Origin of the sequence: Aquidulcibacter paucihalophilus (assembly GCA_030285985.1) — a bacterium.
Classification (GTDB): domain Bacteria; phylum Pseudomonadota; class Alphaproteobacteria; order Caulobacterales; family Caulobacteraceae; genus Brevundimonas.
The window spans coordinates 2667606-2691681 of sequence record CP127384.1 but is presented as its reverse complement, the minus strand read 5'-3'; the positions used below and the strand labels follow the sequence as shown (position 1 = coordinate 2691681).

The following is a 24076-nucleotide window of genomic DNA, read 5'->3' as shown; positions in this document are numbered from 1 at the left end:
CTGCCTTGGCCGTTACCGCCGAGGCGCAAGAGGCCTGGGAGCGCAAACTTCTCTGAGCAATAGGTGTGTCAACTAAGGATACGCCGTTTGGGGGTGCGGGAGCCAGACCTGACCTGCCCTCCTCTGGTCCCTCGGTCATAATGGGAGTCCGCGTGGTTCAGCCGTACGGTCTCGGGCGCGAGGCCGCCGTGGGCGGAGTGCGGTCGAACGTGGTTTTAGTCGTGTCGCCGCCGGGCGATGACAGCCCGGGCTTCGGCCAGGTTCCTGAACACCTCCTCGTTCAGGCACTCGTCAAGGAACTTGCCGTTGAAGCTCTCGACGATGCCGTTCTGCTGGGGCTTGCCGGGATCGATGTAGTGCCAGCCGACGCCGGTCCGGTTGGCCCATTCCAGCTTGGCTCTCGACGTCATCTCTGTGCCGTTGTCGCTGACGATCATGGCCGGCTTGCCGCGCCGGGCGATCAGCGCATCCAGCTCCCGCGCCATGCGCCGGCCGCCGATCGAGGTGTCGACCACCAGCGCGAGGGCCTGGCGCGTGAAGTCGTCCATGATGCACAGAATGCGGAAGCGCCGACCCCACGACAGGGCGTTCGCCACGACCCGAAGGGCGGCGCGTAGCAGCCAAGTCCAAGCTCCATTGCTGGTTCGGCCCTTCCGGCACAGCCATCGGCATCCGCACCCCGGTCGCCCGCTTGCGCCCCCGCCGCCGGCGCACCGCCAGCTTCCTGTTCGCGCAGCACGCCTATGATCTGCGCCTCGGTGAACCTGCTCTTCTTTATGTCCGTCTCCTTGAGGTTGACGGACTCTCACTCAAACCGAGGGATCAGGAAGGGGGCAGGTCAGTCACAGGCAAAGGCCTATGGCCCGTTCGGGGAACCTTAGACTGGCGAGACGAAGTGATGCCAAACCTCACATGGTCGATTGCGATGGATCGGTCGACAGTCGAGCTGATAGTGCCCATGGGAGCCGGGCTGTCAAAGCCTCTCAGAAGGCACCACTGACAGCAAGCGTCACGAAGACGGGTAGGTGGGTGAAGCGTTCCTCGATGCGCTCCAGCGTGCCGGATCGATCCGGTTCGAAGAAGCGACGATTACGGGAACTACGTTGGGTGTCGGCGTTTCGAACATCCAGCCGGATCTTCATGCCTGTTCTGGCGGTTGTCTCGGCAAAGGCGCCGAAGTGATCGGCGGTTTCTGCAGCTTCAATCTCGTTCACCAAGAAAACCTCCCGCTCCTGACGGGCGCGCCATGTCACGCCCCAGCTGAAGGGGCGTCCAGGCGGGTCGTGGCGGAATTCGACGTCGATGTCCGGGGAGAGGATGTTTGAGAGGGGGCGGGTCCTTCCGATCAGCGGGTCTTCGAACGTGCTGTCAGCGACCTGCCCCGCGGCTGTGAGCCGCGATCCGGTGAGGATGAGGTCCAGGGGCAGCGTCAGAGACCCTTTCACACCCCTCACGGCTGCGTTGCCGGCGTTAGCCAGGCCCGGCGCGCCTGACGGCAGCAGGACCTGCTCAAGGACATCGGTCCGGTCTTCATGGAAAACTTCGAAGTTCACCGCCAGGTCGCCCCGGCCGCGATAGTCTATCGACGCATACCAGCGGATGGTCTGATCCGGACCCAGGTCAGGATTTCCCGCCGAGGTGGTCCCGTCATCAAGCGTGGCACCGGCGGCGAAATCGTTGAAGTTGAGCTGACCTACGGTACTGCGGGTGCCGGCGCGGAATTGCAGTCGCTCGGAAGGCTTCCATACAAGGGCAAGGGCCGGCTTGAGAAAGGTGAAAGTCTGGGACTGGTCAGCGTCCCCGGTAACGGCGATGCGCGAGAACTCGGCGCCCAGAACTGCCTCGACCGACCACTCAGGGTTCACCGTCCAGACAAGATTGGCGAAGGCGTCGGCCCGTATTTCCTCGACCGTGACGTCTGCGGCGGGGATGGGAACGGGAACCAGACCGGACCCGCTGTCGAGGGACAGTGCGAAGGTGCGATCAAACCGGTTAAAAGCGAACTCGCCGCCGAACTCGGACCGCAGACGGTGGTTTCCGACGGACGCAATGGTCGTTCTGGCCACGACCTCAAGCGGCCGGGCGGTGGAGTCCACGAACGAGCGCGAGAGGAACGCGCCCGAGGCCGTCTTCCGCTCGTCGCTCGACGTCTCGACTCCGTCGCGGTAGTTAACCAGGCCAATCGACCGCCAGGTCCAGTCGCCGACTGCGCGGGTGTAATCGGCTCCCGCTTCGAACACCCACCGTTCGACATCATACCCGGTCATCTGCTGTTGGTCCGGTGTACCGTCGGGCAGGCGGCCAAGGAAAGTCTCTCCCGGTTGGTCGTAGTAGTACCCGTACCGGCCGAAGCGGCCGGTCAGGGTCAGAAGGCCGCCTGCGACAGGGCGACGGGCGTCACCGGACAGATAGACTTCGCTCAAGGTCGAGGGCAGGTCGGTCAGGGTGCTGGAGACGAGGATACCTGACGCATCACGATTCACCCGCAGGCTGCGGATCGGCCACTCCTCCCAATATCCCCTCAACCTCACCGAAGCCTCCCAGCCGGCCACGGGTCGCGAATAGCTGAGGTCGACCTGCGGATAGACCAGACCATTGCCATTCCGCTCCAGGCCGACAGCCCAAGCGCCCGATTCGCCACCAGGCTTGCGCACAATATTGAGGATCAGGGACTGGCCCTGCGCCTCCGACGCCGAGGCTCCCCGGATCAGTTCGATCCGCTCGACTTGGCTGGCCGGCACCCGACTCAGCGCGTCGACAAGACCGCCCTTGGACGAAGGGCGGAGTCCGTCGATCAGTACATTGCCTGCCGCCGCGCCAAAGCCGCGCAGCTCGCTCTCGCCCTCGTCGAGGACGAAGCCCGGCGTTCGGCGCACCATGTCCAGCGCCGTCTGGGGCGCGTAGGGCTGATAGTGCGCCGCTGCATAAGCAGTGGGTTCGGCCCCGCCAGCCTGGGCGAGGGCCAGGGTTGGCGTGGCCAGGGTCGTCATCAGGACGGAAACGAGACTTGGCCGCGTTGTCCTCCGCATCAGAACCGGGCCCGCAGCGTCGCCCGGATCTGGCGCGGCACGCCGGGGGTAGCGTGGGTCACGTCGTGTTCATTGCCGAAGAAGGCGAGGTAGTCGCTGTCCAAGGCGTTGGTGGCCGAGACATCGACGGCCACCCGGTCCGAAATGTCGAACACGCCGGACAGGCTGACCAGATCGTAGCCCCCGCCCTCGTGGGCGTTGTCCAAGCTGATCTGGTAGTCGGCATACCACTCGTAGCCGACCCGTCCGCGGAAGCCGGGTGTGAAGCGATGCTCGGCGCTGACGGCGAACATTTGGCCCGGCACACCGGTTGGCGTGACCCCGGAATAGTCCACCCCGCCGGCCTCGAACTCGTCCCAGACGGGATCCAGCCACGTGAAAGTAGCATTCAACGTGGTGTCCGTCGTCGGTCGGAACTCGATCGCACCCTCGAAGCCGGTGACCTCATAGCGCTGACCGGTGGTCGCCAGGGTCGGAGGGCCCAGCGGATCGGGGTTGGTTACGAAGACACGGCGGTTCTTCTGCACCAGATGAAAGAGGGCGGTCTCGAAGGTCAGGCGGTCATCCAGCGCTCGTCCCTTCCAGCCGATCTCGAGGTTGTCGATCGTGGTCGGCTCCTCGGTCCGGGCATACTGCGACGGATCCCACTGCCACGTGGGGCCGAAGTTGGAGTTGAAGCCGCGGCCGTAGGCCACATAGACCTGTCCCGGACCGTAGCGCCAGGACAGCGCCGCCTTGGGCGCGAAGGCGCTGGAGTCTCCCCCGGCTTGGCCGCCTGGATTGAAGGGGCTGGTGGCGCCGAACGTCACCTCGCGGTCGAAGGCGTCGTATCGGCCGCCAAGGGTCAAGGTGAGGGTTTCGGTCAGTTCGACCTCATCCTGGATGAAGACGCTCCAGAAACTGTTGGTCGCCTCGGTCAGCGCCTGCACCTGGTTCTGCACGAAGCAAGGGTGGCCTGCGTTCAGGGTCTCGCCGGTCGTGTAGTCGATCTCGATCAGGAAGAAGGCGAATCCGCAGCCGAAGGTGAAGCCGTACTGGCCGCTCCAGCGCTCGTCATCGTCAAGCGTCGTCCGCTCGGCGCTGACGCCAACCAGGATGTCATGGCGGCCCGGCGTCCAGCGGGCGGTGGCCTCGCCGAAGGCGGTGCCGCTTTCCCCGTGCGAGGCATAGCCGTTCACGGCCATGATGTTGGCAGGGGGATTGAAGCCGAAAGGGTCGTAGAAATTCAGGAAGACGTCCGTGTCGAACCGGCGGGCGTGCGCCGTGACTGAAAAGGAGAGCTCGTCCGAGGCTGTGTGATCCAGCCTGACAGCGCCCATGTGGCCCTGGAAGTCGTTATGGGTGTCGCCGTAGCCAAGGAAAACCTCCCGATCGATGCCGTCCGGCACCGTGCCGTCTGCGAGCGTCGGAATCGCCCCCGGCACATCACCGGCACGGTCCAGATAGTTGGCGTAGAGCGACAGAGTCGTGGAGGAGGACAGATCGAACCGCGCCTTGCCGAACAGGTTCAGATTTTCGCGCGCGCTCTGCTCGCGCCAGCCCTCGGAGGTCTCATAGGAGACGCTGCCAACGAAGCTTGCGCGGTCGCCCGCGCTTTCGACGAGAGCCTCAGCGCGATAATAGTCATCACTTCCGGCGCTGACGGAAATCTCAAGCCCATCCTCTCGAGGATTTCGCGTGATGTAGTTGACGGCGCCCGCGATCGCGCCGCGGCCGTAGAGCGCGGACACCGGCCCGCGAACGACCTCGACCCGCTCCACAGCCCCGTACGGCACCTGGTAGAGCATCACCTCCTCATCAGGCCCCACAAAGGGGATGCCGTCGATCAAGGCGAGGAAGGTGTCGTTGCCGTGGTTGCCGGTGACGCCGCGGATGCTGACAAAGGGGAATTCGTCCCCGTCGCCCTCGCCGCGCCGGAAATAGACCCCGGGCACGCCGCGAAATTCATCGGTGCCATAAGTGAAACCCTGCTGCCGGAGTTCATCCAGATTCTGGCTCGAAATCGCCGCCGGCACGTCGAGGATCGACTGCTCGCTGCGAGTTGCGGTGACCACCACTTCGTCCAGTTGGGTCGGCTCTAGCACGGCCGACTGCGCCAGGGCGGCACCGGGCAGGGTGAGGAGGGAGGTGGCGAGAAGGAAGGATCGCATGGTGGTCCTGTGCGCTGGGTGGACGGCCTAGTGCCGTGAGTTGAGTTCGAACCGGCCGCGTTCGGCGGAGAAGGCGACGTCGGGCGTGTCAAAAGCCTCGCCGATGAGGCCGCGCTCGATCAGCGCCTCGGGAGTGCCGACCTGAAGGGCTCCCGACCCGTCCAGCAGCCAGACGATGTCAGCCAGCTGCAGGGACAGATCGAGATCGTGGCTTGAGAGGAGGATCGCGGAGCCTGTCTCGCGCGCACGTTGACGCAGCATCGCCATCACCTCGACGCGTCCGGGCAGGTCGAGGAAGGCGGTGATCTCGTCCAGCACCATCAGGCGGGGCGTCTGCGCCATGGCGCGAGCGATCATCACCCGCTGCCGCTCGCCGTCGGAGAGGTCGTCAATCAGCCGACCGAGGAAGGGGGTCGCCCCGGCCGCATTAACCGCCTCGTCGGCGAGTGCTTCATCATTGTCGGTCAGGCGACCGTCCCAGCCCGTGAACGGTTGGCGACCCAGACGGACCACGTCGTCGACGGTCAGTCCCGGGCTGGACGGCCGCTCGGTGAGAACGACGGCGATGCGACGCGCACGTTCCGGCGCGGACAGTGAGTGGACCTCATCACCATCAAGCCGGGCGATGCCGGCCAGGGGCGGCTGGAGGCCCGCAAGCGTGCGCATCAGGGTCGACTTGCCGGCCCCGTTCCGACCGAGCAAGCAGACGAAGGCACCAGCATCGACCGTCAGGGAGACGGCATCGACGACGGAGCCGCGCGGTGGTCCATAGCCACAGACCAGTTGCTCAAGGGTCAGCATCACCGATACCCCCGCATTCCAGGCGAGAAGAGCAACAGCAGGATCACCACCGGGGCTCCGACGAGGGCCAGAACCGCGTTCAGGTGCAGGAAATGCTGGTCCCAGGGGAGGTGGACCACGAAATCGGCCGCGACCGCCAGGAGCGCTCCCGAGAGCGCCGCCAACGGCAGGAGGGGCCCAATCCGCGCCGTCCCCGCGATCGCCCGCGCGAAATGAGGAACGATCAAACCGATGAAAGTCACCGGTCCGCACCAGGCCGTGATGGGCGCCACCATCAGGACAGTGGCACCCACGACCAGCCATCTCAACCGGCCGACGTCCGCTCCGAGACTGCGAGCGTAGGTCTCGCCGAGCAACAGGGACGTCAGCGGCTTACCGGCCGCCACGGCGACCGCCAGGCCGATCAAAATCGGGATCGCCAGCAGCGGAAGATCCGCGCCCGTGACTCCGGTAAACGTGCCGTCGTTCCAGCCGCCGAAGACCCGACCGCCGGCGCGACTGGCGAAGTGGAGAATTACACTGACGAGCCCCTGGGCCGTAAACCAGATCATGAGCCCGACAACGAGCAGGGTGATCGTGCCGAGACGTCGTCCAAGACTGAGCACCAGAGCTGCCGCGGCGGATACTCCGATAGCGGCGCCGAGGGTCAGGTCCAGGCCCTTGAATGTCGAAACAAAGGAGACGGCGGCTGGGCCGGCGAAGGCCGCTCCGGCAACGGCGAGGGCGACGCCCAGCTGGCCGCCAGCGGTCAGGCCCAGGGACCAGGCGTCCGCCACCGGGTTCCTGAACAGCGCCTGCATGAGGACGCCCGCCACCCCCAGTCCGGCCCCGGCAAGCACGCCGGTGAGCATGCGTGGCATGCGGATTTGCGCGACGATCTGACTGGCCACAGGATCCGCAGCGGGATCGATGACCGCGCGGATGGCCTGGCCGAGCGTCAGGCTGATCTGACCATGGGTCAGCGCGGCCGCGATCAGACCCAGCAGGGCAAGCAGGAGCAGGCCGCCGCCAGCAAGGGCGCGGTGCGTGACGACGCCCTTCATGCGGGCCTCGTTTGGCGATCGAGGCTGAGGAAAGTGAACGGACCCGGGACAAGGTCCGGATTGGCCATCTTCACATAGTCAGCGAGCAGCAGGTCGGGCCGGATCGGCCCGGTGTGCCAGATGTCGTAGGCGTCGGCGCGCTGCTTGATCCGACCGTCGACGGCGAAAACGCGGTCCTCGCGCCAGGCCTTGAATTGCTGCAACACTTGGCGATCGGGGAAGGGGCGTCCATGCGGGTCACGGGCGATCCAGAACTCAGCGTCCCGGCCGTCCGCCAGCAGCCGCTCCGTTCCTAGCCGGATGCTGGAATCGTGGCGCGCATCGTCGGGCTGGCCCATGACAACCTCGAGGTTGGCGTCCCGCATCAGCATGGCTTCGCCGTTTCGTACGATCGCCATGAAGGCGTCGCCGCCCATCCACCAGCTGTGCAGCGCCGAACGGCGCGGTCTGGCGGCCGCTGCCGTCTTCAGGCCCTCAACCCGCTCTGCCACCTGGCGGATATGCGCTTCCGCTTCCGCTTCACGGCCGGTCAGCAGACCCACAAGGCGGATGTACTCGACCTGGCCCATGTAGTGGGGCTCGTTGCTCAGGAAGAAAGGGACGACCGGCACGCCCATGGCCTGGATGCGCTCCAGGTGGGAAGAATGGCTGGGATCGATCTGAGCCATGAAGAAGACGTCCGGCCGGGAGGCGATCAGGACATCGAGCGCCGGCGCTGAATGCCAGCCGTAGCCGACCTGGAGCAGTTCTCCCCGGCGCGCGCGGGCCCGGATGTCGTCGTCATAGGAGTTGATCCCGCCGACCGCGACCAGCCGGTCGGCCACGCCCAGCTGGACCAGCATGGCCTCCTGCGGCGCGTAGTTGACCGCGATCCGTTCGACCGGCGTGCGCACCACCGCGGCGCCGGCGAGGTCGCCTGTCAGGTGGGGTGCGGGCCCTGCCTTGGGCGCGAGTACCACCCGGCGGCGCTGTACCCCGCCCTGGGCGGCTCCGCCCCACGCAACCACTTGGGCCGTGAACTCCACGACCTTGAAGCCGGCATGCTCGCGAACGGAGAAGGTTCGGGCCCAGCGGTTTTCCCGCGTCAGGCCTTTGTCGGCGGGGCCACGCGAGCTCGATGCCGGCTTGCAGCCGACCGTCAGCGTGGCGAGCCCGGCGCTGATAATTCCGCGTCGGTTCAATTTGGCCTCCCTTTTCTCCACGAGCTTTTCTCAGATGTTATGTTATAAAGTCACATTAAAAACTCGCAATGCGATGAGCATCGCCGGGCAGAGCGGACCGGATGGGCCATGCTGCTGCTGGGCCTTTGCACACACCGCCGGAAAGGTGGTCCCGAAGACCTCACTCACCGCAGGACGCTGAGTAGCTCTTCAGCTGGCCTCCATGGCGACCAGAGCCAGAATCCAGCGAGGCTTCGGGCGTCGTCGCCGCGCACCGGTCGGCTTCGCTCGCTTTGGTCAGCGCGGTTGGCGCGGGGGGGGGGGGGGCTTCGAGGACGCTTTGACCGGTTACCTGCAAGCCCGGGCGGCCTTCGCCGATGTCGTCGGGGAGCGCGCCTGGCGCTATGCCGAGTTCCAACTCTGGCAAGAAGGCGTCGCCTGTTGGACAGAGAATGAGCTCGGCCGGCGCTATACTGATCCCGCCGTTCGGACCGCCGCCCGCGACCTTGAGGCGCGCACCCTCGTCGAGCTCTCTACTCCCGACCTCGCCGGCCGTCGGCACCTGTTCGCTTGTCCACTAGGGGCTGGAGAGGCGATGATCCAGGATACATGCAACTCCGACTGGCGGTCTGAATATCCGCATGTGTTGGCGCTCGGCCCGCAATTGGGAGCGTGCCTTCCGTCAGGCAGCGCCGAGAGTTCGACACCCGGATAACAGAGGGCGACTCGGAGGTGGCGGGAAATAGAGAGCTAGCCCAACGGACGATAGCCGCTTAGCGCCAGAACCAGACAGTTCCTCAGCGCCGAAAAAACGACATTCAGCTATGACGTCTGAGCCTGGGAACGTCTGCTTTTCGGTCAGATGCCTTTGGCTGATACCGACCCATAGCGGACTCTTTACCCTTCGATATAGTCTGGCCCGGTCACCACGTATTGGCCGTCAAACTATCATTTGGTGCCGTCGATGTTCAGGCTCGCAGCAGTCTTGACCTCCGTCCTAACTTGCGGTGCCTGCACTTGGGCCGGAGGCGAAAATTGTAGCGTTCGGCGTGATGTAGCCGAGCAGCTTGCGTTGTCGTGCTTTGCTGGCGGGGAATGCTATTCGGTTCCCGGATTTGTTTCCGCTGCGTCCAGTGACAGGTCCGAATCAGATGTCAGAGCGGATTGTCGCCAGCAAATGGCAATATATTCGTCTGCTGATGTTCGGGGAGGAAAAGACTACGTTTTCCGATGCACCGTAGGCGATGTAGTGGGCATTGTTCGCGTGTTTCTATCCCAAACCCCATCTAAGGATCGGAGATGCTCCTCGGTGCGCTACGCATTTGTCGATGACACTGATATTGCGTCAGTTGACGAGATCATCCCGAGAATTGAATCTTTCGATGGACAATTTCTGGATTGAAGTCGGGGCCATCATTTTCTGACTTCGCCGCCCCTGCACATCCATGTGCCGCATCCATCGATGGACCAGCGGAAAGTCCGCTTCCCACCCGTAGGCGACAGTCCGCTCCCGACCCAAAGCGGACGTTGACGCTTGTGCGCTTTCCGCGTTGACGCGGTCGCGCGCCGAACTAGCTTCGCTTTCATGGCCAAGTCGCGTGGGAATAAGAGGGCGCTGTTGATTTCCGCCGCCATCATCTTCGGCATCATCGCCGCAATGACTGTTGCGGTCGCAGTCCTAGCTTTCAAATCTGACTACCTCGTCTGGGATCGAGGCAAAGGGGGAATGCCGCGCCTACTAAAGCAGACGGAGGTTCGAACAGACGACCTGCCCGCTTTGGTCGAAGCAATGTCCCGCGGATCGGCTGGATCGAAATGGGCAACGCTGATGTTCAGCACTCCCGACCGTCCATCTGATCAAGATGCCGTGGCTCTCCAGGTCTCAGTCGAGAATGGTAAGGCCGGATTTGACTGGGTTCTCTTGGGACCACGAAACATTGAGGACCAAGAAAAGTTCAGGACATTCGCCCGTGCGCACAGCGTCGAGCCCGTAGCCCAAACGACCAATGGAGTTTCATATCTGCGCGTCGAGCCTGCGAATGTCGCGGAATTCACGGCCCGCGTCGTCACGGATATGTATGGCCTCCCTCCAGCCCAGTCTCTCGCGCTGGTTCATGAAGGCTTCGATTGGCCGCAGAGTTGATCTTCGCCAATGTCCGCATTCCACCCTCAGGTGACGGTCTGCTCTCGACCCATAGCGGACCCTTCCCCTCGCAGTTAGGCTAGAGGTCTAGGAGGGACGCCATGCGATTTGAACCGAGCAGGGACGACCCTTCTGTCGGGTATCTGTATCTCTCCAATCATCCCGGTGCGGGAACGGCTGGCTGCGTGAAAAGCATGGTTAGAGTGAGCGCGCTCATCCCGAACTATGTGGGGCCGGATATCCGCCTCGATCTCAATGAGGCAGGCGAAGTTATCGGCATCGAAGTGTTGGAATAGCTGTCCGCCATTCACCCCTGGGAGGCTGTCGGCTCCCGACCCAAAGCGGACCTCCCCAGAGAGAGGGCAGGCTAGCCTCGGTCTCCACGCTTAGCTGCCCAAGCCTGCTCAAGTTCGCGAATACGTTTGCGTTGAAGCTGCGAGCGGATTTCCGTTCGCTCGAAGAAGTGCCCATTGCGCCAGATCAGACCGGCGGCCACCGCGTGCATCTTTAGCTCATCCAGATCGTCAACTCGCTCGTAAGCCCAAACCCTCCACCGGACGACGAGAACGGACCATGTGAGCCAAGCCAAGGGCCAGCTTGCAAAGAAGGCGAGCCCTGCCGCTGCACCGGCTGTTTGCACATCAAGTCCAAGGAGCAGAGGCACCGCAAAAGCGAATGCCGGGACGCCAAACATCATCGACATGACCGCGCCGTTGACGGTCAGGTTGCCACGGCTGACGGCTTTTGAGGGCGTGATTTTGGTAGCGATGACAGACTTCTCCACCCCTTGAGGCAGCTCACGGTGCATCTTGAGCAGCGACTTTTCAATGTCCGCTTCCGACCCGTTGCGGACGTTGATGAGTGTCCGGCATAGTGTGTCCATGACAACGCCTCGCCCTCGGACGGTTGCCAATCCGCGGGCGACAAGCCTTGCTCACCTGCCCCTCATGTGGGCTGCGATTAGGACGGCACTCCTGTTTGGGGCCTTCTCCGCTCCTGGGGTGGGCTACTGGGTTCGGTCCAGCCAGACCGGAAATGCGGAAACCGCCATTGATGGCCTCCTCTGGGGAGCCGTCGTCACGGTCATCGCACTTGTTGGGTTCGCCGCCAGCTTCCCGTTGTCAGCGGCAGGGCGGCTGGGGCGTTTCGCGGGGGGATTGATCGCTGTCCTGATCGCTTGGGGCCTTACCCTTTGGTGGGTCAGCCGGTAGCACAAGGGGAACGTCCGCTTCCCGCCCATGGGCGACGGTCGGCTCCCGACCCATAGCGGACATCTTTGCTGGCCGATCTCAGGGATGAAGAGGCCAGTTCAGGGTCCGGGCGAATTCACGCAGTCGCCAGCGTTGTCCGGATTTTTCGCGACCCTCCGATTGTGAGCGAACAAGGCTCCGGCCAAAGTCGCGCTTTCCGGAAATGCCGCCCCAATCTCCACCTTCTTGGCTGCCGCAAAGGCTTCTTTCGGACAACGAAGCCCCGGCATTACCCAAGCGACCCCTTCTCCATGCGGCGAAGCGTAGGCAACAAGTCGGGTGTCGTTCGCTAAAGACAATGACGACGCGGCGTCCAAACTATCTAGTCTAACCAGCCCTTCCAACTCGTCGCTCGAAGCGTCGACCGCGTCCATTCGGGTGGACGGCTGAGCATCAGCTTCCGGCTGTTCACCGCACGAGGCCAAAGCCAAGAACACGATATAGGGAAGAGCGCGGCGCATCCGGAACGCTACGTCAGGAGATGTCCGCTTTCCACCCCTAGGCGACTGTCGGCTTCCGACCCATAGCGGACGTTGCGGCGACGTGGCCCTTGAAGGCAGGATGCGGGCTCGAACCCGCGCAAGGGAGCCTGAGAATGATGCGCTACCTCGGAGCCGTTGTCGGCTTCTCTATCATTACGGCGGCCTATTGCACGGCCACCGTCGTCGTTCTCGGATCGTTGGTGATGGCCCATTGCGTCTTAAGCGACGCACAAATTGAAGCAGGAGAGACCTGCACCCAACCAGCCGACCTCTTCTTCATTCCCACCCTGATCGTGGCCGTGATTGTTTTCGTCGGCATCCAATGGATGTTCTTGCGTTGGGCTCTCCGCAAGAGAGAGTAGCGAATTTTGGAACTGGGCTGATGTCCGCTTTCCACCCTCAGGCGATGGTCCGCTCCCGACCCTTAGCGGACGCTCAGGCGGGTTATCAAGTGTCGGCGACCCCGTTCCAGCCCATGACCGATGGCCACCTCTGGGTCTTGGCTGAGATCGGCTACGGTCGTGACCCAGACGCATGGTTCGAGATCGACTTCATGGAGTGATCGCGGTTCGCTCTTGAGGGGGTTCGGCGATCACGGCGGGTTCGGCTTGCGCCGCTTCCGCGACTTCCCCGATGAGCTGCCATACCTCGGTGGCTCCGCCCCTGACGACGTTGCCTAAGGCCAGACTGACGATGATGACGAGGGGGACGATGGCGACCCCCCAACCCTTCGCCTCAATGGCCACCCACGAGCCGAGTTTCACCGAGAGGAAATTCCTCGGTGCGGGGAGCGGTGCTGGTTTGCGGGAGAACATTGGGCATACCTGTTCATTGAAAGAACTCGTATGCGCCGGAGGCTAGGTGGGGCTGATTCCATGACGGTTTTGCTACCAATTCGGCGACAGCAAAATGACGCCCACAGGCACGCGTTGTATACAACGCACCCATGGTTTCAGGTTCGGGCGAGTTCCTCAACCGTCTGGACGAGGCTGATGTCGCCTCGACCTGGGTGGCACCCGTTCGACCGCCTCGACACATGCGGCTTAGGTTGGCACACATGGATACATGAACGAGATAGCCGGACCACTAATCGTCGCGGGCCTCACCGCATGTGGCTGGATGGCGTGGAACCATCCCAAAGCCTACAGCAAGTTGGCTCCATGGTTGGCAGGCGGGGCGGTCGTTCTCGGGTTGATGGTCTATGGCATCCAACTTGGTTTCATTTCCGGGATTGACCGCCTTAGGCCCGACCTGACCGCAGTCCAGATTACTAAGGCTGACACTTTCGTTCGCGCGATGCAGGTGAAGACTGACCCATGGCTCCTAGGGCTTTTCTTCGGCGGCTTGTTCCTTTGGCTACTGCTGGGACTGAACCTATTGCCTCGCGGCAGAGACTGAGATGGCGCGGGCGCATCGGCCTAATGAGGTGAACATGCGAACCGTTTTGGCGACAGTCATTGCGGCGATGGCCGTATCCTCAGCCCATGCTCAAGAAGTTGGTCAGACAGCTGAACAGTTGTTGGCCCACAGACCCGATGCACAAATTGTCCCGGTCATTAACGGGTCACCCGGCGCGGCGATTGCCTGGGGTGACACGTGGCAAGTCAGGCTTTGCGATGGTGTTGTGGTCGCTGAGTCCTACAGGTTCGGCACCACTCTCGAAGCCTTCGCCGACGAGGTTGAGAAGGAAACGCAGCGGCGGGGAACCCCAGAATTCGAAGCCCGTCATGGCCGATCTACCTCGGGTGAATGGGGGGTTCTGAGCGCATCCTGGACCCAAGACGAATTGGTCACCGTCATTGGTCTGTCGTCGAGTGCGCGCGGCATGCTGGCCACGCGGGCTACTACGGCTCCGTCATCCCCTTGCTTTGCCGTGCTAGCACCCTGAGAAATCCCTAAACAACATGCCCGCCGTTTGTTGATTGGAAATCACTCGCGGGCGTCTGGCGACCGACGACAAGTCCCCGCTCTCGTCCTCGACCTCACCCCTCACGCTACCCCTGGATGGTGGTTGCGTAATAGTAGTTCATGTCATGGCGACGGCTTTGAAAATGGGCTGAACCGGGCATGATGCGGATGTCCGCTTTCCACCCAAAAGAGACCTTTGGTGGGTCCGCTTTCTGGCGGACCCACTGCGGTCTAAAGATCGATCTGCTCGGAAATTTCCAGAGCGTCGTCGACCTCGATCCCGAGGTATCGGACCGTGCTTTCCAGCTTGCCGTGACCCAGGAGCAGCTGGCAGGCGCGGAGGTTTCCGGTCTTCTTGTAGATCAGCGCCACCTTGGTTCGTCGCAGGCTGTGGGTGCCGTACGCACTCGGATTCAGGTCGATCATTCGAACCCAGCCGTCGACCAGGCGTGCGTACTGGCGCGTTCCGATATGACGGCCGGCATTGCTGCGGCTTGGGAACAACCAATCGTCCGGCCGCCGGCCCCGAAGGTCGAGCCATTGCATAAGCGCTTCTCTCGCCGGCTCTGTGATCTCGAACGGTACGGGTCGCCCGGTCTTCTGCTGGACGATTGTCGAGCGCTGACGAATGACGCCCCCGTGGGCGACATCGGCGAGCCGTAGCTTGACGAGATCGCAGCCCCTGAGTTTTGCGTCCAAGGCTGTGTTGAACATCGCCAGGTCCCGGACCGATCCGATAGACTTCAAGTGCTGGCGGATCGCCCAGATGTGCTTTGGCTTGAGCGGCGCTTTCGCCCCAGTCATGCGGCCAGCGTTCCAGGGTTTGCGGGGCATCCGGAAAAGGTCGAGCTGGCCCATGGCCACCTCCGTGATCAAGGCCCCTTTCCCAAACTACAGTTTCTCAGTCTCAAATGCGCCAAGAGCGGTCATTGGCTCACGGCCCGAGATAAGACACTCAGCGTGGACAGACGCTTGGGCGCGCTCCCGGCCATAACGGATACTGATTCCGGCATTGAAGACCGACGTGGCCCTGCGCACCAACCCTGCTTCGTTGTCCGAAGCGCCGGGAACGCGGGCCTTTTCAGACCATTCGCATCCGACCATCGGCTTGATGCTACGGACGGGTTCGTTCGCATCCAAGGCTGCCCTGAGTTCCGACACTTTTCTTCGGCGACTTCGAGCCCGGTCACCGAGCATCGGCGTGCATTCAGAAATCCGTTGGGGAGTCGCCCTTCTCCACGCATCCCGACGCGGCGACCTCTGGGGCCGTACCGCCAAAGCATGGACGGCGGTGCCGTCCATGCTTTGGCTCCCCGACAATAGGTTCTCGAGTATCAGCCCGAGAACCAGCGCCACAGCCGCGTCAGGCGCCCAGGCGTATCAGGCTGCTTCACTTCGGGTTCCAGCGTGGGCAGCATTTGGCCGCAGTCCGCGCCGTAGTGATGCTGCTTGGCCAAGTGATCGCGTCTACGTTCGGCGGCGACCTGTTCATCCGTCCACTGCCCCGCTTCGATTACTCGCGACCTGTCGATGAAGTAGTGAGACCGACAGGGAAGCGACCAACTGCCGACCGATGGGCTCAACGACATGGTCTCTCCGTCATAGGTGATCCGCCAGTCAGTGGGGGTAAGTGGCGTCACCACCTCCTCCCCACATCCACAGCAACAGCTATGCCCGACCGTGCCGTACTCCATCGACACATACAGGATGCCCGGCATCAGCTGGTCAGGCAGATGCTGCACGAACCGGGGCTCCAGGCGGTGGTAGCGGATCACGGCAGGTCGCCATTGGTAAGCTGATTGCCGTCGGTCGTGTAGGTGCAGTGATGCTCCTCCTCGAGGTCCCGGTAGAAGCCGCACATCTTCTTCCACTTCACGACCGCGAGGATCGCGTTCAGAGCATTCAGATCCGCGACCTGGATGTTCGAGGCGTAGATGTCGTTTCCGCCACCGTCGGCGAACGAGATGCGGCCGGCATGCACATGATCCCGCTTCTTCGGCGTGCTGGCCGTAACCCGCAGGATGCCGCCCAGCGAACCGTCGTCGAGTTCGAGACCCATCCCGACATCGACGAATGACGCGCCGATCGCCTCCAGCTTTTCGACGACCAACCGTTTCTCTTCCCCCGCATCCATACTCAGGAAGGCGAAGGTGACCCCGTCCAGCAGATGCAGCGTCTCGGCGGTCATAGCTACCGGGTGAGCGACAATCCCACGATGCATACGTTCGTAGATGGCCTTCAGGTAGTCGACCTTCATGGGCACTTCACGGAGCTGGTCGAGCGTGGGCGCGCCCGGGGCTCTGAAGGCGTTGTGCTGGAGAAACTCATCCGCGTCGAAGATGCGGATTTCCGGCACCGGGGTCTTGGCGACCTGATCGAGAATGTAGGAACCGGTGCCGCCCAAGCCAATGATCGCGACGACCTCGGTCTTGAAGACGCTCGACAAGGCACCGAGCCCGACCCGGTCAGACGCGGATTCCACATACAGGAACGGCTGGTCGTCGCCCCCCCCATCCTCGTCGTCGTCCTGCGCGCGCAGGACCCGCGCGGTCATCTCGGGGTCCAGCACAGCGGCTGGCCCCGAGATGATGCCGGCATAGCTGGTCATCTTCTCGTAGTAGTCGGCGTACCCTTGGTCGGGTTTGCTGGAGAAGGAGTGCCGCGCTGTCACGCCGGTGCCGAAGTCGAGCTGGATGTCGGTTTGATGCGACAGCCCCGAGATCCGACTCCCGTCCGCGCGACAGGGATAGTCACCGTCGAAGTGGATCACGTGGGTGTCCGGCCGGCGGGTCTGATCTCCAGCCAGCGTAAGGCTGGAGATCAGGGTCCCGAAACGGACCTGCTTGTTGGCGTCGACGTAGGGCACATCCCTCATGATGAGGACCCCGCCCCTGACTTGGACTAAGTAGCCCTCGTCGCGAAGCCGCTTAAGGTCGGGACTACGATTGAACAGTTCGCGTGACATTGAAGACCGTGCCCTTCTGCTTGACGATGACGAAGCCGCCGGCGGCCAGTTCGCCGGCGTGCGGTTTGGAGGCGGCGTGGCGGTAGGTCATCGAGAACTCGACGTTCGGCGCGTGCGGACCGGGGAAGGCCAGCTGAACCACCTGCTCGAAGGTCACGCGCTCGTCCGGCACGACCTTGACGCGGGAGTTGACCAGGATCTCGAACGCCGGCCTGGGCTTCGGCGCGGTGATGAAGTGCTCCACGCCGGGTTGGGCGAGATCGATCAGTTCGGCCGACTCGATGAGGCGGTCTTGCCCGCCAGGCACGCGCAGGAAGACGCCGATGCCCTCGGCGGGCTTCGCCAGCCCGTAGAGAACGGCGCCGCTGAGAACGGCCTTGCCCCAGCGGATCTGGTCGTCGTCCAGCGTCAGCTTGAACTCACGGTCGGTGCGCGATGCGATGAACCGCTCGGCACCCACCGCGCGCAGATCGAAGGGTTCGTCGAGACGCACGTCCTCGAAATCGCCCGACGGCAGGATGCCGGAAAGGCTGTAGTCGCCGCGCGGGTCCAGCCCGCCCGCTTCGAGGAGTTGGTGCCCGAGGGGCACCGGGTCGGCCACGTCGGCCGGTTTGAAGTCGAGGCTGTCTTCCGCGATCAGGAAGCGGTAGGCCTTGGCGAGGCGGAACGGGCGGGCCTCGCGGATCGCCTCGCCGATGTCCTCGATTTCGATGGGTTCGTCATTCATTTCTTGATTTCCTTAGGTTGGTCCGGGCGAAAGCACGGCTCTAAGGAGTCAATCGATGCGACTTGCCTCGACCGGTAAGGTCAGGCGAACTTTTTCGTCATTTCCCCGTCCGGCACCGGACCGCAGATGAAAAAGGCGGGGCAGTTCGGGCACGTGAACTCGGACCGTTCCATGGGAAAGCGACCTTGGCGGACGTGCTCAAGGAAGCCCTCCAGCTTGGTTTTGCGGTTGGCAACTTCCTTGTCGGTCAGGGGCACAGGCTCCGCGCTGCCGTCGGCCAGGTGCACGAGATGGACCTGTGCGCCAGGGAACGCTGACCGGGCGGCCAGCAGGAAGGCGGCTGAGCCTACGTCTTTCCCGGCCTTGGACCGTCGATGGCCGGTCCTGATGCTGCGAACGATCCTCTGTCCGTCCGGTCCGACCAGCACGTCATCCGGCAGAGCGAAGACCTCGCCTCCAACCACCTGCACACAGATCGGCGTTGCGGGCTCTGGCTCGAGTCCCGAACGGCTGGCCGCGAAATAGCCGACCAGTGTCTCGGCCAGTTGCATGAAGTCGTCGCGATAGCCGTGCTCATGAAGATCATGCATCGTGATCGCCGCTTCGATCATTGTCGCCATCTCGTTCGATGGCAAGGGCTCGGCCGCCGCCGCGAGGCTCTGCACAACGCTGCGCACCGCCTCATGCAGCTGCATGTAGGCGGTCATCGTCCTGCGTCCGCCGACCTGGAGAATGTGGGTGTACAGGAACCGCCGCGGACACCGCTCGTACAGGGCGATTTGGGAGGCGCTGAACCTTAGCGACGTCTCGAACCTGATCGTCAGGCTCTCGGCCCCTTCCGCTGGCGGGATCGGCAGGACAGGCGCGACCTCCTTCGAAATCAGGCCGTTGCCCAGCCGGCTCAGGAAGGGAGAGAGTTGTCGAGCGTGGCCATTGGATTTCTGGGTTGGCGCATAGAAGAAGAGGCGATCGCGCGCGCGGGACAACGCGACGAAGAACAGACACTCCTGCTCATCCGCCTGCCCCCGATGAAAAGCGTCCGTGAATGTCCCCGCCACACCCGCGATCATCCCGTCAGGGGCCGGACAGGGCGGGTCCGGCACCCGACGAGGGATTGTATCAGCGTTGATGCCCGGGACATGCACGACGGGGAACTCCAGGCCTTTGGAGCCGTGGATGGTCATGAGCCGGACCGCGTCGAGCCCCTGCGCGGCCGCCGGCAGTTGGCGAAGGTCACGGTCGTCGCCGAGCCGGAGCAACCTCCGCACGCGATCCAGAAGGCGGGTGATCGGCAGTCCCTTGCCTGCCGGCTGCGCTCTCACGAAGTTCAGGAACTGCCACACCGCAATGCCTCTTGTGCGATCGATAGGATCGGCCGAGGCGCTGACGCGGGCTGCTATGCGCGTCCGGTCCAGCAGCAGCACTGCGAGCATGGTCCACGGATCCGCGCTCTCGGTGAAGCCGTTCAACGCCGTCGCGAGTGCGCGGATTGAGGTCTGACCATCCGCGGAAAGCCCCGGGATACGGTCCGCAGCCCCCATCCAGCTTGCAGGCTGACCCTCCGCGCCGCGGAGATGGTCCGTCAGGGCGGCGACGTCTGCGAGCGCCATGCGGAAATCCGGCCAACAGCCGATGCGGTATATGCCCATGGCCCTGCGATCCACGAGGATCGACAGCAGCGAGAGCAGATCCTTCACTTCCGGACGCTCGAAAAGACTGCCCAGAAACAGCACGGGGATGCCCAGCCTCTCCAGATCGCTGCCGAGGCGAGCCAGTTTCTCGTTCCCGGTGCAGACCACAGCCTGATCCCGATACGTCCACCCGGTCGCCCGCATTTGTTCGATCGCCTCGGCGACCGCCGCCGATTGCTGTTCGGCGCTGAGCATCTTGCGCAGTTCTACCGGCTCACCGGCGGGACGGTCGGCCTCCAAACCCGCTTCTGCATCGCCCGTGGTCATTTCGACGGCAAAGGCGGAGAACGCCTGGACGATATTGTCAGTTGATCGATAGTTCCGTTTCAGGCGACCGCATTTGCCACCAGCGAAATCCTCCTTGCCGAAACGTGACATGTTGAACGACGACGCGCCCCGAAAGCGGTAGATCGACTGCTTGGCGTCGCCCACGGCCCAGAAGTTGATCCCACTGGGTTTGAGCGCCGTGAGCAGTCGGATGCTGCTGCGGTTCACGTCCTGATACTCGTCGACCAGGACATGGTCGTACTGGCTCTGGAAATGCTCCCTGATCGGGGGGTTGGTTTCCAGAAGCCGGACGGGCAGTGAAATTAGATCGCCGAAATCGATCCGGTCCCTAGCGCGCTTCAACCGTTCGTAGACGGCATAGACGCGCCCGACTTCGACAGCCCTTACGCCAGCTTCACCTTCCATCTTGGCCGCCAGCTCAGCGTACTCGGCCTGGTCGATCACTTCGTCCTTTGCGCGGGAAATCGCGCTCAGCATGTTCGCAATCACCTGAGTCGGATCGAAGATGTTTCGATAGTGGAGCAGACCCAGCCGCGGAAACTCGTTCTCGATCAGCTCCACAGCTTCCGTCCGATCCATCATCTTGGGATCCTTCGGAAGCCCCAGTTCCGCATGGAACCGACGGATCACATCAAGACCGAACGCGTGGAAAGTGCCGATCCACATCGCGGCAGCGTCAGCCTTTCGCTTGTCCGCGATCCGATCGGCCATTTCAGCCGCGGCCTTGTTGGAAAACGTCAGCACGAGAATGCGCCGTGGATCGGCGCCTTCATCCAGCAGGCCCTCCACTCTCGCGACGAGCGTTTGAGTCTTGCCTGTGCCGGGACCCGCTTCCAACAGGTAGGCGCATCCGCGATGATCTGCGGCCTCGCGCTGAAGGGCGTTGAGCTTCTTGTCGGGTTTGCCCTCGGCTGCTGCGGTGACGACCGCAGGCAACAGCAGGGCATCCAGAAGCTGCTGCGCGACTACGGCAAAAGGCGCGCCCAACTTCCCTGCAATCTCTGACGCCGTCAGGCCATCTTCGAGGTGAAGCGCACGAACGACGTGGCGCGGAAGAAGGAGCTCGCGCGCGAAGAGGTCCATCTGAACCTCTCGTCTCTGTCGTTGGCCGTAGTCGACGACCAGATCAAAACCGGTGGGAGAAGGCTCGGCTGATCGGGCGGGATCCCAAGGCTCGCTGGACGTCGGGGACTGAGCGCCGTTGATAGGGTCAAAGCCATCGCCAAGTTCAAGGTGTCCGATCTCATGGGCGACCAGAAAGGCCTTCTCGAAGTCGGTCCCACCCTGCTCGTGCAGGATCAGTTCCTCTTGGAAGTTGATCTTGGCCTGGCTCCCGTCCAGCATAGCCGGGCCAGCGGCTTCCACATCAAAGCCTCTTCGCTTCGCTTCGGCGACAGCGAAAAGATACGGACGCCAAGGGTCCTCACCCGCGAGTACGGCCTGGCTGTGGAGTTCCGCAGCTCGCTGACGAGCGATTTCGACCGCGTCCATGTCAGCGATCGTCAGCTAGCAGGCGCTCTCGTTCAGGCTTCGGCACGGCTGCCTCTATGAGGAGCTGTTCGAAGCTCACCGGGTCAGGCGCCGAAGGTTTGACCTTGGACTTGTATGCCGCCACGGCTCCGCTCGAGGAGCCCAAGTTGAGGTAGTAAATCCGGAAATCCTGCAAGGTGCCGCCTAGCTCGCGAGCCAGCACGCTCAGGAAATGGCCCGGCACGGTATCCAGTCGAACCCGGCGTTCACGAAACGCTGTGATCACCTGCCGGGGGACTGCCAGGTGAGCGGCGATCTCCTTCAGCGTCGCAACTGAAAGAGGCGCAAAAAGATCGCGAGCCATCTGTAGGTCGCGGCTCCGCGCGGCGACGGCAGCCTCAATCACGGAACGCTCGTCAGCCGAGAGCGGTTCAGTCCACTCCACCACGACACGGCTTAGTTCGCGACCGAGGTCGACTAGATCCCCGGCGTATTCGGGATAATCCCTCAAATAGCGTTCAAGGGTCGCCCTGTCGTGGAGCGGCTCTACCGCGAAGGCAAATGTGACGTCTTCGCGCGAAGGCCGCGTTTGTCCGTCGGTCATTTATCCGCTCCGTCGCCCAACAATTCCCGCAGCGTCGCGTAGGCTTTGTCTCTATACGTTCTGATCGTTTTCTCTACCCGATCAAGCGTACTGGAAATCGTGACGACACCGGGTTCTTTGGAGTCGATCGGGAAGCCCTCGAGCAACATGTGAATGATCCTGCTTTGTTCCTTTGGTAAAGCATCAATCGCTTCGTAGAGCCGGGACCGGTAAGCCGTGTCATCCAAACGGTCGGTATCCAGCGGATCGAACGATCCAGCCGCGCGCTCGACATCGTGGGGAAGTTCGCCCGTACGATCGTCGAACTCCAAGGTTTCATTGCGGTTTTCTTGGCGCCAAGCCCTGTTCTGGGCGTCCTTCTTCAGGTTGGCGAGCGCGCTGTCGAAGCGGATCTCGAAATAATCCAGCGCCAAGGAGTAGTCGGACCTGTCCGCGGCGATTAGCTCACCCATCCTGCCAAGAACGCCGTCCCGGATCGCTTCGTTCTTGAGCGAGCGGGTGATGCCATCCGAACTATCGGCCTTCGGCAATCGCCGAAGAATACGTTCGAGCAGCTCGCCATACAAAACGTTGAACCACTGTTCCTGATTGTCCCTCCGTGCGGCCCGGAGGAGATAGACCAGACATTCGCTAGGGACGTAGCCGGGCGTATTTCGGTCACGGATCCTGGCGACTTCGAGTATCTTTTCGCGCGGCTGCTTGAGAAGGTCGCCCAGTCGGCTCTGTATCAGAGTCGGGCGAGCATAGGGCTGCCCGTCCAGCGTCGTCTTACGCAATGGTTCGATCAAGGGCGTTGTCCCGACCCGGCCTTTCCGGCCGCTCTTTTCACCTAAACATCGCGGTTATGTTGAGCTTTGCGACAAAACACAACCGGAAATACCAGTAGAGCGTGTGCCCTTCTTGGGCCCCGAAGCCGATCCGACTGGCACGAAAAGGACTTGTGAAGACGACCGCCTCTGAACAAAGGTTATCGACGTTTTGTTGATGAGCGCAGACATGGCGAAGCTCGTGCAAGCGTTAGCGTGCGACGTGCCGGCCAGATCAAGACCCGTAATCCGGACGTTCTAAACCGCCGCTATGAGTCAAAAGGCGACTTCCTCCTGGACGAGGGGGCGGGATGGCTACCGCTGATCCCTGCACCAGTCGGTGTCAGACCGATGGCTGACACCACTGGTCGGCACTACATCCATATATTCTTCCTCCCCCCATCCCCACTTCCCCCAACAAACAGTCATTCGCTTCCCCTTCGCCTCCCTTGAAGCTGCGCTCCGCCGGGGTGGAATATTCAGAAGGCTCCGGAGCCGGGGACCGGTGGAATAGGGATCAGGTCAACTAGATCGCTGGACCGGTGAATCTCTCTGCATCAACCATGCAGATGAGAGCCTCCCTTGGACCTGTTCCCGCCTGACCGACTGCCCCTCGTGCCCGAAGCGCTCCTGAAGGCGCACAAGGTTTACAGCCCCAACGACAGCCGGTTCCGCGCCTGCGCCCGTCTGCTCCAGGCCCTTCATCGAGAGGCAGCCGGCTGGACCATGGGCAGTCACGTCAATCCACGGGGCCAGAAGCGCAAGATGGGCCACCTGCTCGCGACCTACGAAGGCGCGGCCGGCGGCAACTTCCTGTCGCCAGAGGTTCATCGCCTGGCGCGCCGCGAGCTCGCCTACCGTGAGCCGGGCGCGGTCTGGGACGAGACGCGGCTGTACTCGAACATGCTGTCATCCACCCCTATGGCCCTGAACCTATTCGGCCCCATCAAGCTGGACCGCGACCTGGCAGAAGCCTTCGTCCGCGAGATCGCGCCGGATTTGGCGGGCCGGGTTTGCACGGTGACTTTCGAACACAGTCCGGGCCGGGGCGATCCCCATTTCCTGGCCGACGGCACGGCCTTCGACGTCGCCATCTCCATCCGACAGGACGACGGCAAACGCACCTTCATCGGCGTCGAAACCAAATACTCCGAGACCTGCGCTGAGGCCGAGCCCCGCATGCGCGAGCGCTATGATGACCTCGCCCGCGAGAGCGATCTCTTCATCGACGCCGACGACCCGGCCCTGCGTCGAAACCCGGTTCAGCAATGCTGGAGACTTCATCTGCTCGGCCAAGCCATGGTCGCATGCGGTCTCTATGACGCCGCTCGCATCTTCGTTGTCGCGCCCAGGCTGAACGACCAGGTTCAGCGCGCCGTCAGCCAATACCGCGAGCACCTCGCGTCAGCTGGGTCAGGCCAGGCCAGCTTCGCCAACTTGCCGCTCGAGGACGCCATCGCCGCCCTGGCGTTGGCCGGCGCGCCAGATCATGCGGTCGCGCTGACCAAGCGATACATCGACATGACGCCCGTTCATCAGCTGATCTGACGTGGGGGCCC

The 24076-nt window shown here is 62.9% G+C and carries 21 protein-coding genes and 1 pseudogene; 5 read left to right on the top strand and 17 right to left on the bottom strand.

Features of this window, described 5'->3' with window-relative positions; genetic code table 11:
• Nucleotides 1-218: 218 nt before the first annotated feature.
• From KB221_13215 to KB221_13190, 6 genes and pseudogenes are all read right to left on the bottom strand, one after another.
• Nucleotides 219-720 (bottom strand): annotated as a pseudogene (locus KB221_13215) (integrase core domain-containing protein).
• A gap of 263 nt (nt 721-983) precedes the next feature.
• On the bottom strand, nt 984-2990 hold the full coding sequence (locus tag KB221_13210) for a TonB-dependent receptor plug domain-containing protein (protein ID WIY69029.1): 2007 nt from the start codon (nt 2988-2990) through the stop codon (nt 984-986).
• A gap of 38 nt (nt 2991-3028) precedes the next feature.
• Nucleotides 3029-5179, bottom strand: coding sequence for a TonB-dependent receptor (locus KB221_13205; protein ID WIY69028.1), 2151 nt, complete (start codon nt 5177-5179; stop codon nt 3029-3031).
• Between the two features lie 27 nt (nt 5180-5206).
• Entirely contained in the window at nt 5207-5980 is a 774-nt protein-coding gene (locus KB221_13200; GenBank protein ID WIY70929.1) for an ABC transporter ATP-binding protein, read from the bottom strand.
• Entirely contained in the window at nt 5980-7023 is a 1044-nt protein-coding gene (locus KB221_13195) for an iron ABC transporter permease (protein WIY69027.1), read from the bottom strand. Before KB221_13195 ends, KB221_13200 begins: the two co-directional genes overlap by 1 nt.
• Complete coding sequence (locus KB221_13190; protein ID WIY69026.1) at nt 7020-8204, bottom strand: ABC transporter substrate-binding protein; 1185 nt, start codon at nt 8202-8204, stop codon at nt 7020-7022. The genes KB221_13195 and KB221_13190 overlap by 4 nt, the downstream gene beginning before the upstream one ends.
• 1564 nt (nt 8205-9768) lie before the next feature.
• Between KB221_13190 and KB221_13185 the strand changes: the two genes are divergently transcribed.
• Together KB221_13185 and KB221_13180 are read left to right on the top strand one after the other, a co-directional pair.
• Entirely contained in the window at nt 9769-10326 is a 558-nt protein-coding gene (locus KB221_13185) for a hypothetical protein (protein WIY69025.1), read from the top strand.
• Between the two features lie 101 nt (nt 10327-10427).
• The gene (locus KB221_13180; GenBank protein ID WIY69024.1) at nt 10428-10622 is read left to right on the top strand and encodes a DUF2283 domain-containing protein; all 195 of its coding nucleotides are present in this window, start codon (nt 10428-10430) and stop codon (nt 10620-10622) included.
• A gap of 71 nt (nt 10623-10693) precedes the next feature.
• Here the strand turns inward: KB221_13180 and KB221_13175 are convergent, their stop codons facing one another.
• Together KB221_13175 and KB221_13170 are read right to left on the bottom strand one after the other, a co-directional pair.
• Nucleotides 10694-11209, bottom strand: a complete 516-nt coding sequence (locus KB221_13175) for a hypothetical protein (GenBank protein ID WIY69023.1) — start codon at nt 11207-11209, stop codon at nt 10694-10696.
• Between the two features lie 426 nt (nt 11210-11635).
• Nucleotides 11636-12037: a hypothetical protein gene (locus KB221_13170; protein WIY69022.1), complete on the bottom strand. Its 402-nt coding sequence runs from the start codon at nt 12035-12037 to the stop codon at nt 11636-11638.
• 134 nt (nt 12038-12171) lie between these two features.
• On the opposite strand from KB221_13170, the gene KB221_13165 reads away from it, so the two are divergent.
• Nucleotides 12172-12420, top strand: a complete 249-nt coding sequence (locus KB221_13165) for a hypothetical protein (GenBank protein ID WIY69021.1) — start codon at nt 12172-12174, stop codon at nt 12418-12420.
• Nucleotides 12421-12609: 189 nt separating this feature from the next.
• Here KB221_13165 and KB221_13160 read toward each other — a convergent pair whose 3' ends face one another.
• Nucleotides 12610-12873: a hypothetical protein gene (locus KB221_13160; GenBank protein ID WIY69020.1), complete on the bottom strand. Its 264-nt coding sequence runs from the start codon at nt 12871-12873 to the stop codon at nt 12610-12612.
• Nucleotides 12874-13123: 250 nt separating this feature from the next.
• Here KB221_13160 and KB221_13155 point away from each other — a divergent pair, with 250 nt between their 5' ends.
• Nucleotides 13124-13456 carry a hypothetical protein gene (locus tag KB221_13155; GenBank protein ID WIY69019.1) on the top strand — a complete coding sequence of 111 codons (333 nt, stop codon included), beginning with the start codon at nt 13124-13126 and terminating at the stop codon, nt 13454-13456.
• A 166-nt stretch (nt 13457-13622) separates the two neighbouring features.
• Here KB221_13155 and KB221_13150 read toward each other — a convergent pair whose 3' ends face one another.
• From KB221_13150 to KB221_13115, 8 genes are all read right to left on the bottom strand, one after another.
• Nucleotides 13623-13787: a hypothetical protein gene (locus tag KB221_13150; GenBank protein WIY69018.1), complete on the bottom strand. Its 165-nt coding sequence runs from the start codon at nt 13785-13787 to the stop codon at nt 13623-13625.
• 410 nt (nt 13788-14197) lie between these two features.
• Nucleotides 14198-14824 carry a tyrosine-type recombinase/integrase gene (locus tag KB221_13145; GenBank protein WIY69017.1) on the bottom strand — a complete coding sequence of 209 codons (627 nt, stop codon included), beginning with the start codon at nt 14822-14824 and terminating at the stop codon, nt 14198-14200.
• A gap of 476 nt (nt 14825-15300) precedes the next feature.
• Complete coding sequence (locus tag KB221_13140) at nt 15301-15741, bottom strand: DUF6527 family protein (GenBank protein ID WIY69016.1); 441 nt, start codon at nt 15739-15741, stop codon at nt 15301-15303.
• Nucleotides 15738-16931, bottom strand: coding sequence for a ThiF family adenylyltransferase (locus KB221_13135; protein ID WIY69015.1), 1194 nt, complete (start codon nt 16929-16931; stop codon nt 15738-15740). Before KB221_13135 ends, KB221_13140 begins: the two co-directional genes overlap by 4 nt.
• Entirely contained in the window at nt 16906-17658 is a 753-nt protein-coding gene (locus tag KB221_13130; GenBank protein WIY69014.1) for a multiubiquitin domain-containing protein, read from the bottom strand. The genes KB221_13135 and KB221_13130 overlap by 26 nt, the downstream gene beginning before the upstream one ends.
• 80 nt (nt 17659-17738) lie before the next feature.
• Nucleotides 17739-21128: an ATP-dependent helicase gene (locus KB221_13125; protein ID WIY69013.1), complete on the bottom strand. Its 3390-nt coding sequence runs from the start codon at nt 21126-21128 to the stop codon at nt 17739-17741.
• A 1-nt stretch (nt 21129) separates the two neighbouring features.
• Complete coding sequence (locus KB221_13120) at nt 21130-21711, bottom strand: hypothetical protein (GenBank protein WIY69012.1); 582 nt, start codon at nt 21709-21711, stop codon at nt 21130-21132.
• Nucleotides 21708-22499 (bottom strand): DNA-binding response regulator, encoded by a 792-nt coding sequence (locus KB221_13115; GenBank protein WIY69011.1) that lies wholly within the window; start codon nt 22497-22499, stop codon nt 21708-21710. Before KB221_13115 ends, KB221_13120 begins: the two co-directional genes overlap by 4 nt.
• Nucleotides 22500-23132: 633 nt before the next feature.
• Between KB221_13115 and KB221_13110 the strand changes: the two genes are divergently transcribed.
• Nucleotides 23133-24065 carry a hypothetical protein gene (locus tag KB221_13110; protein ID WIY69010.1) on the top strand — a complete coding sequence of 311 codons (933 nt, stop codon included), beginning with the start codon at nt 23133-23135 and terminating at the stop codon, nt 24063-24065.
• The last annotated feature ends 11 nt before the right edge of the window (nt 24066-24076 follow it).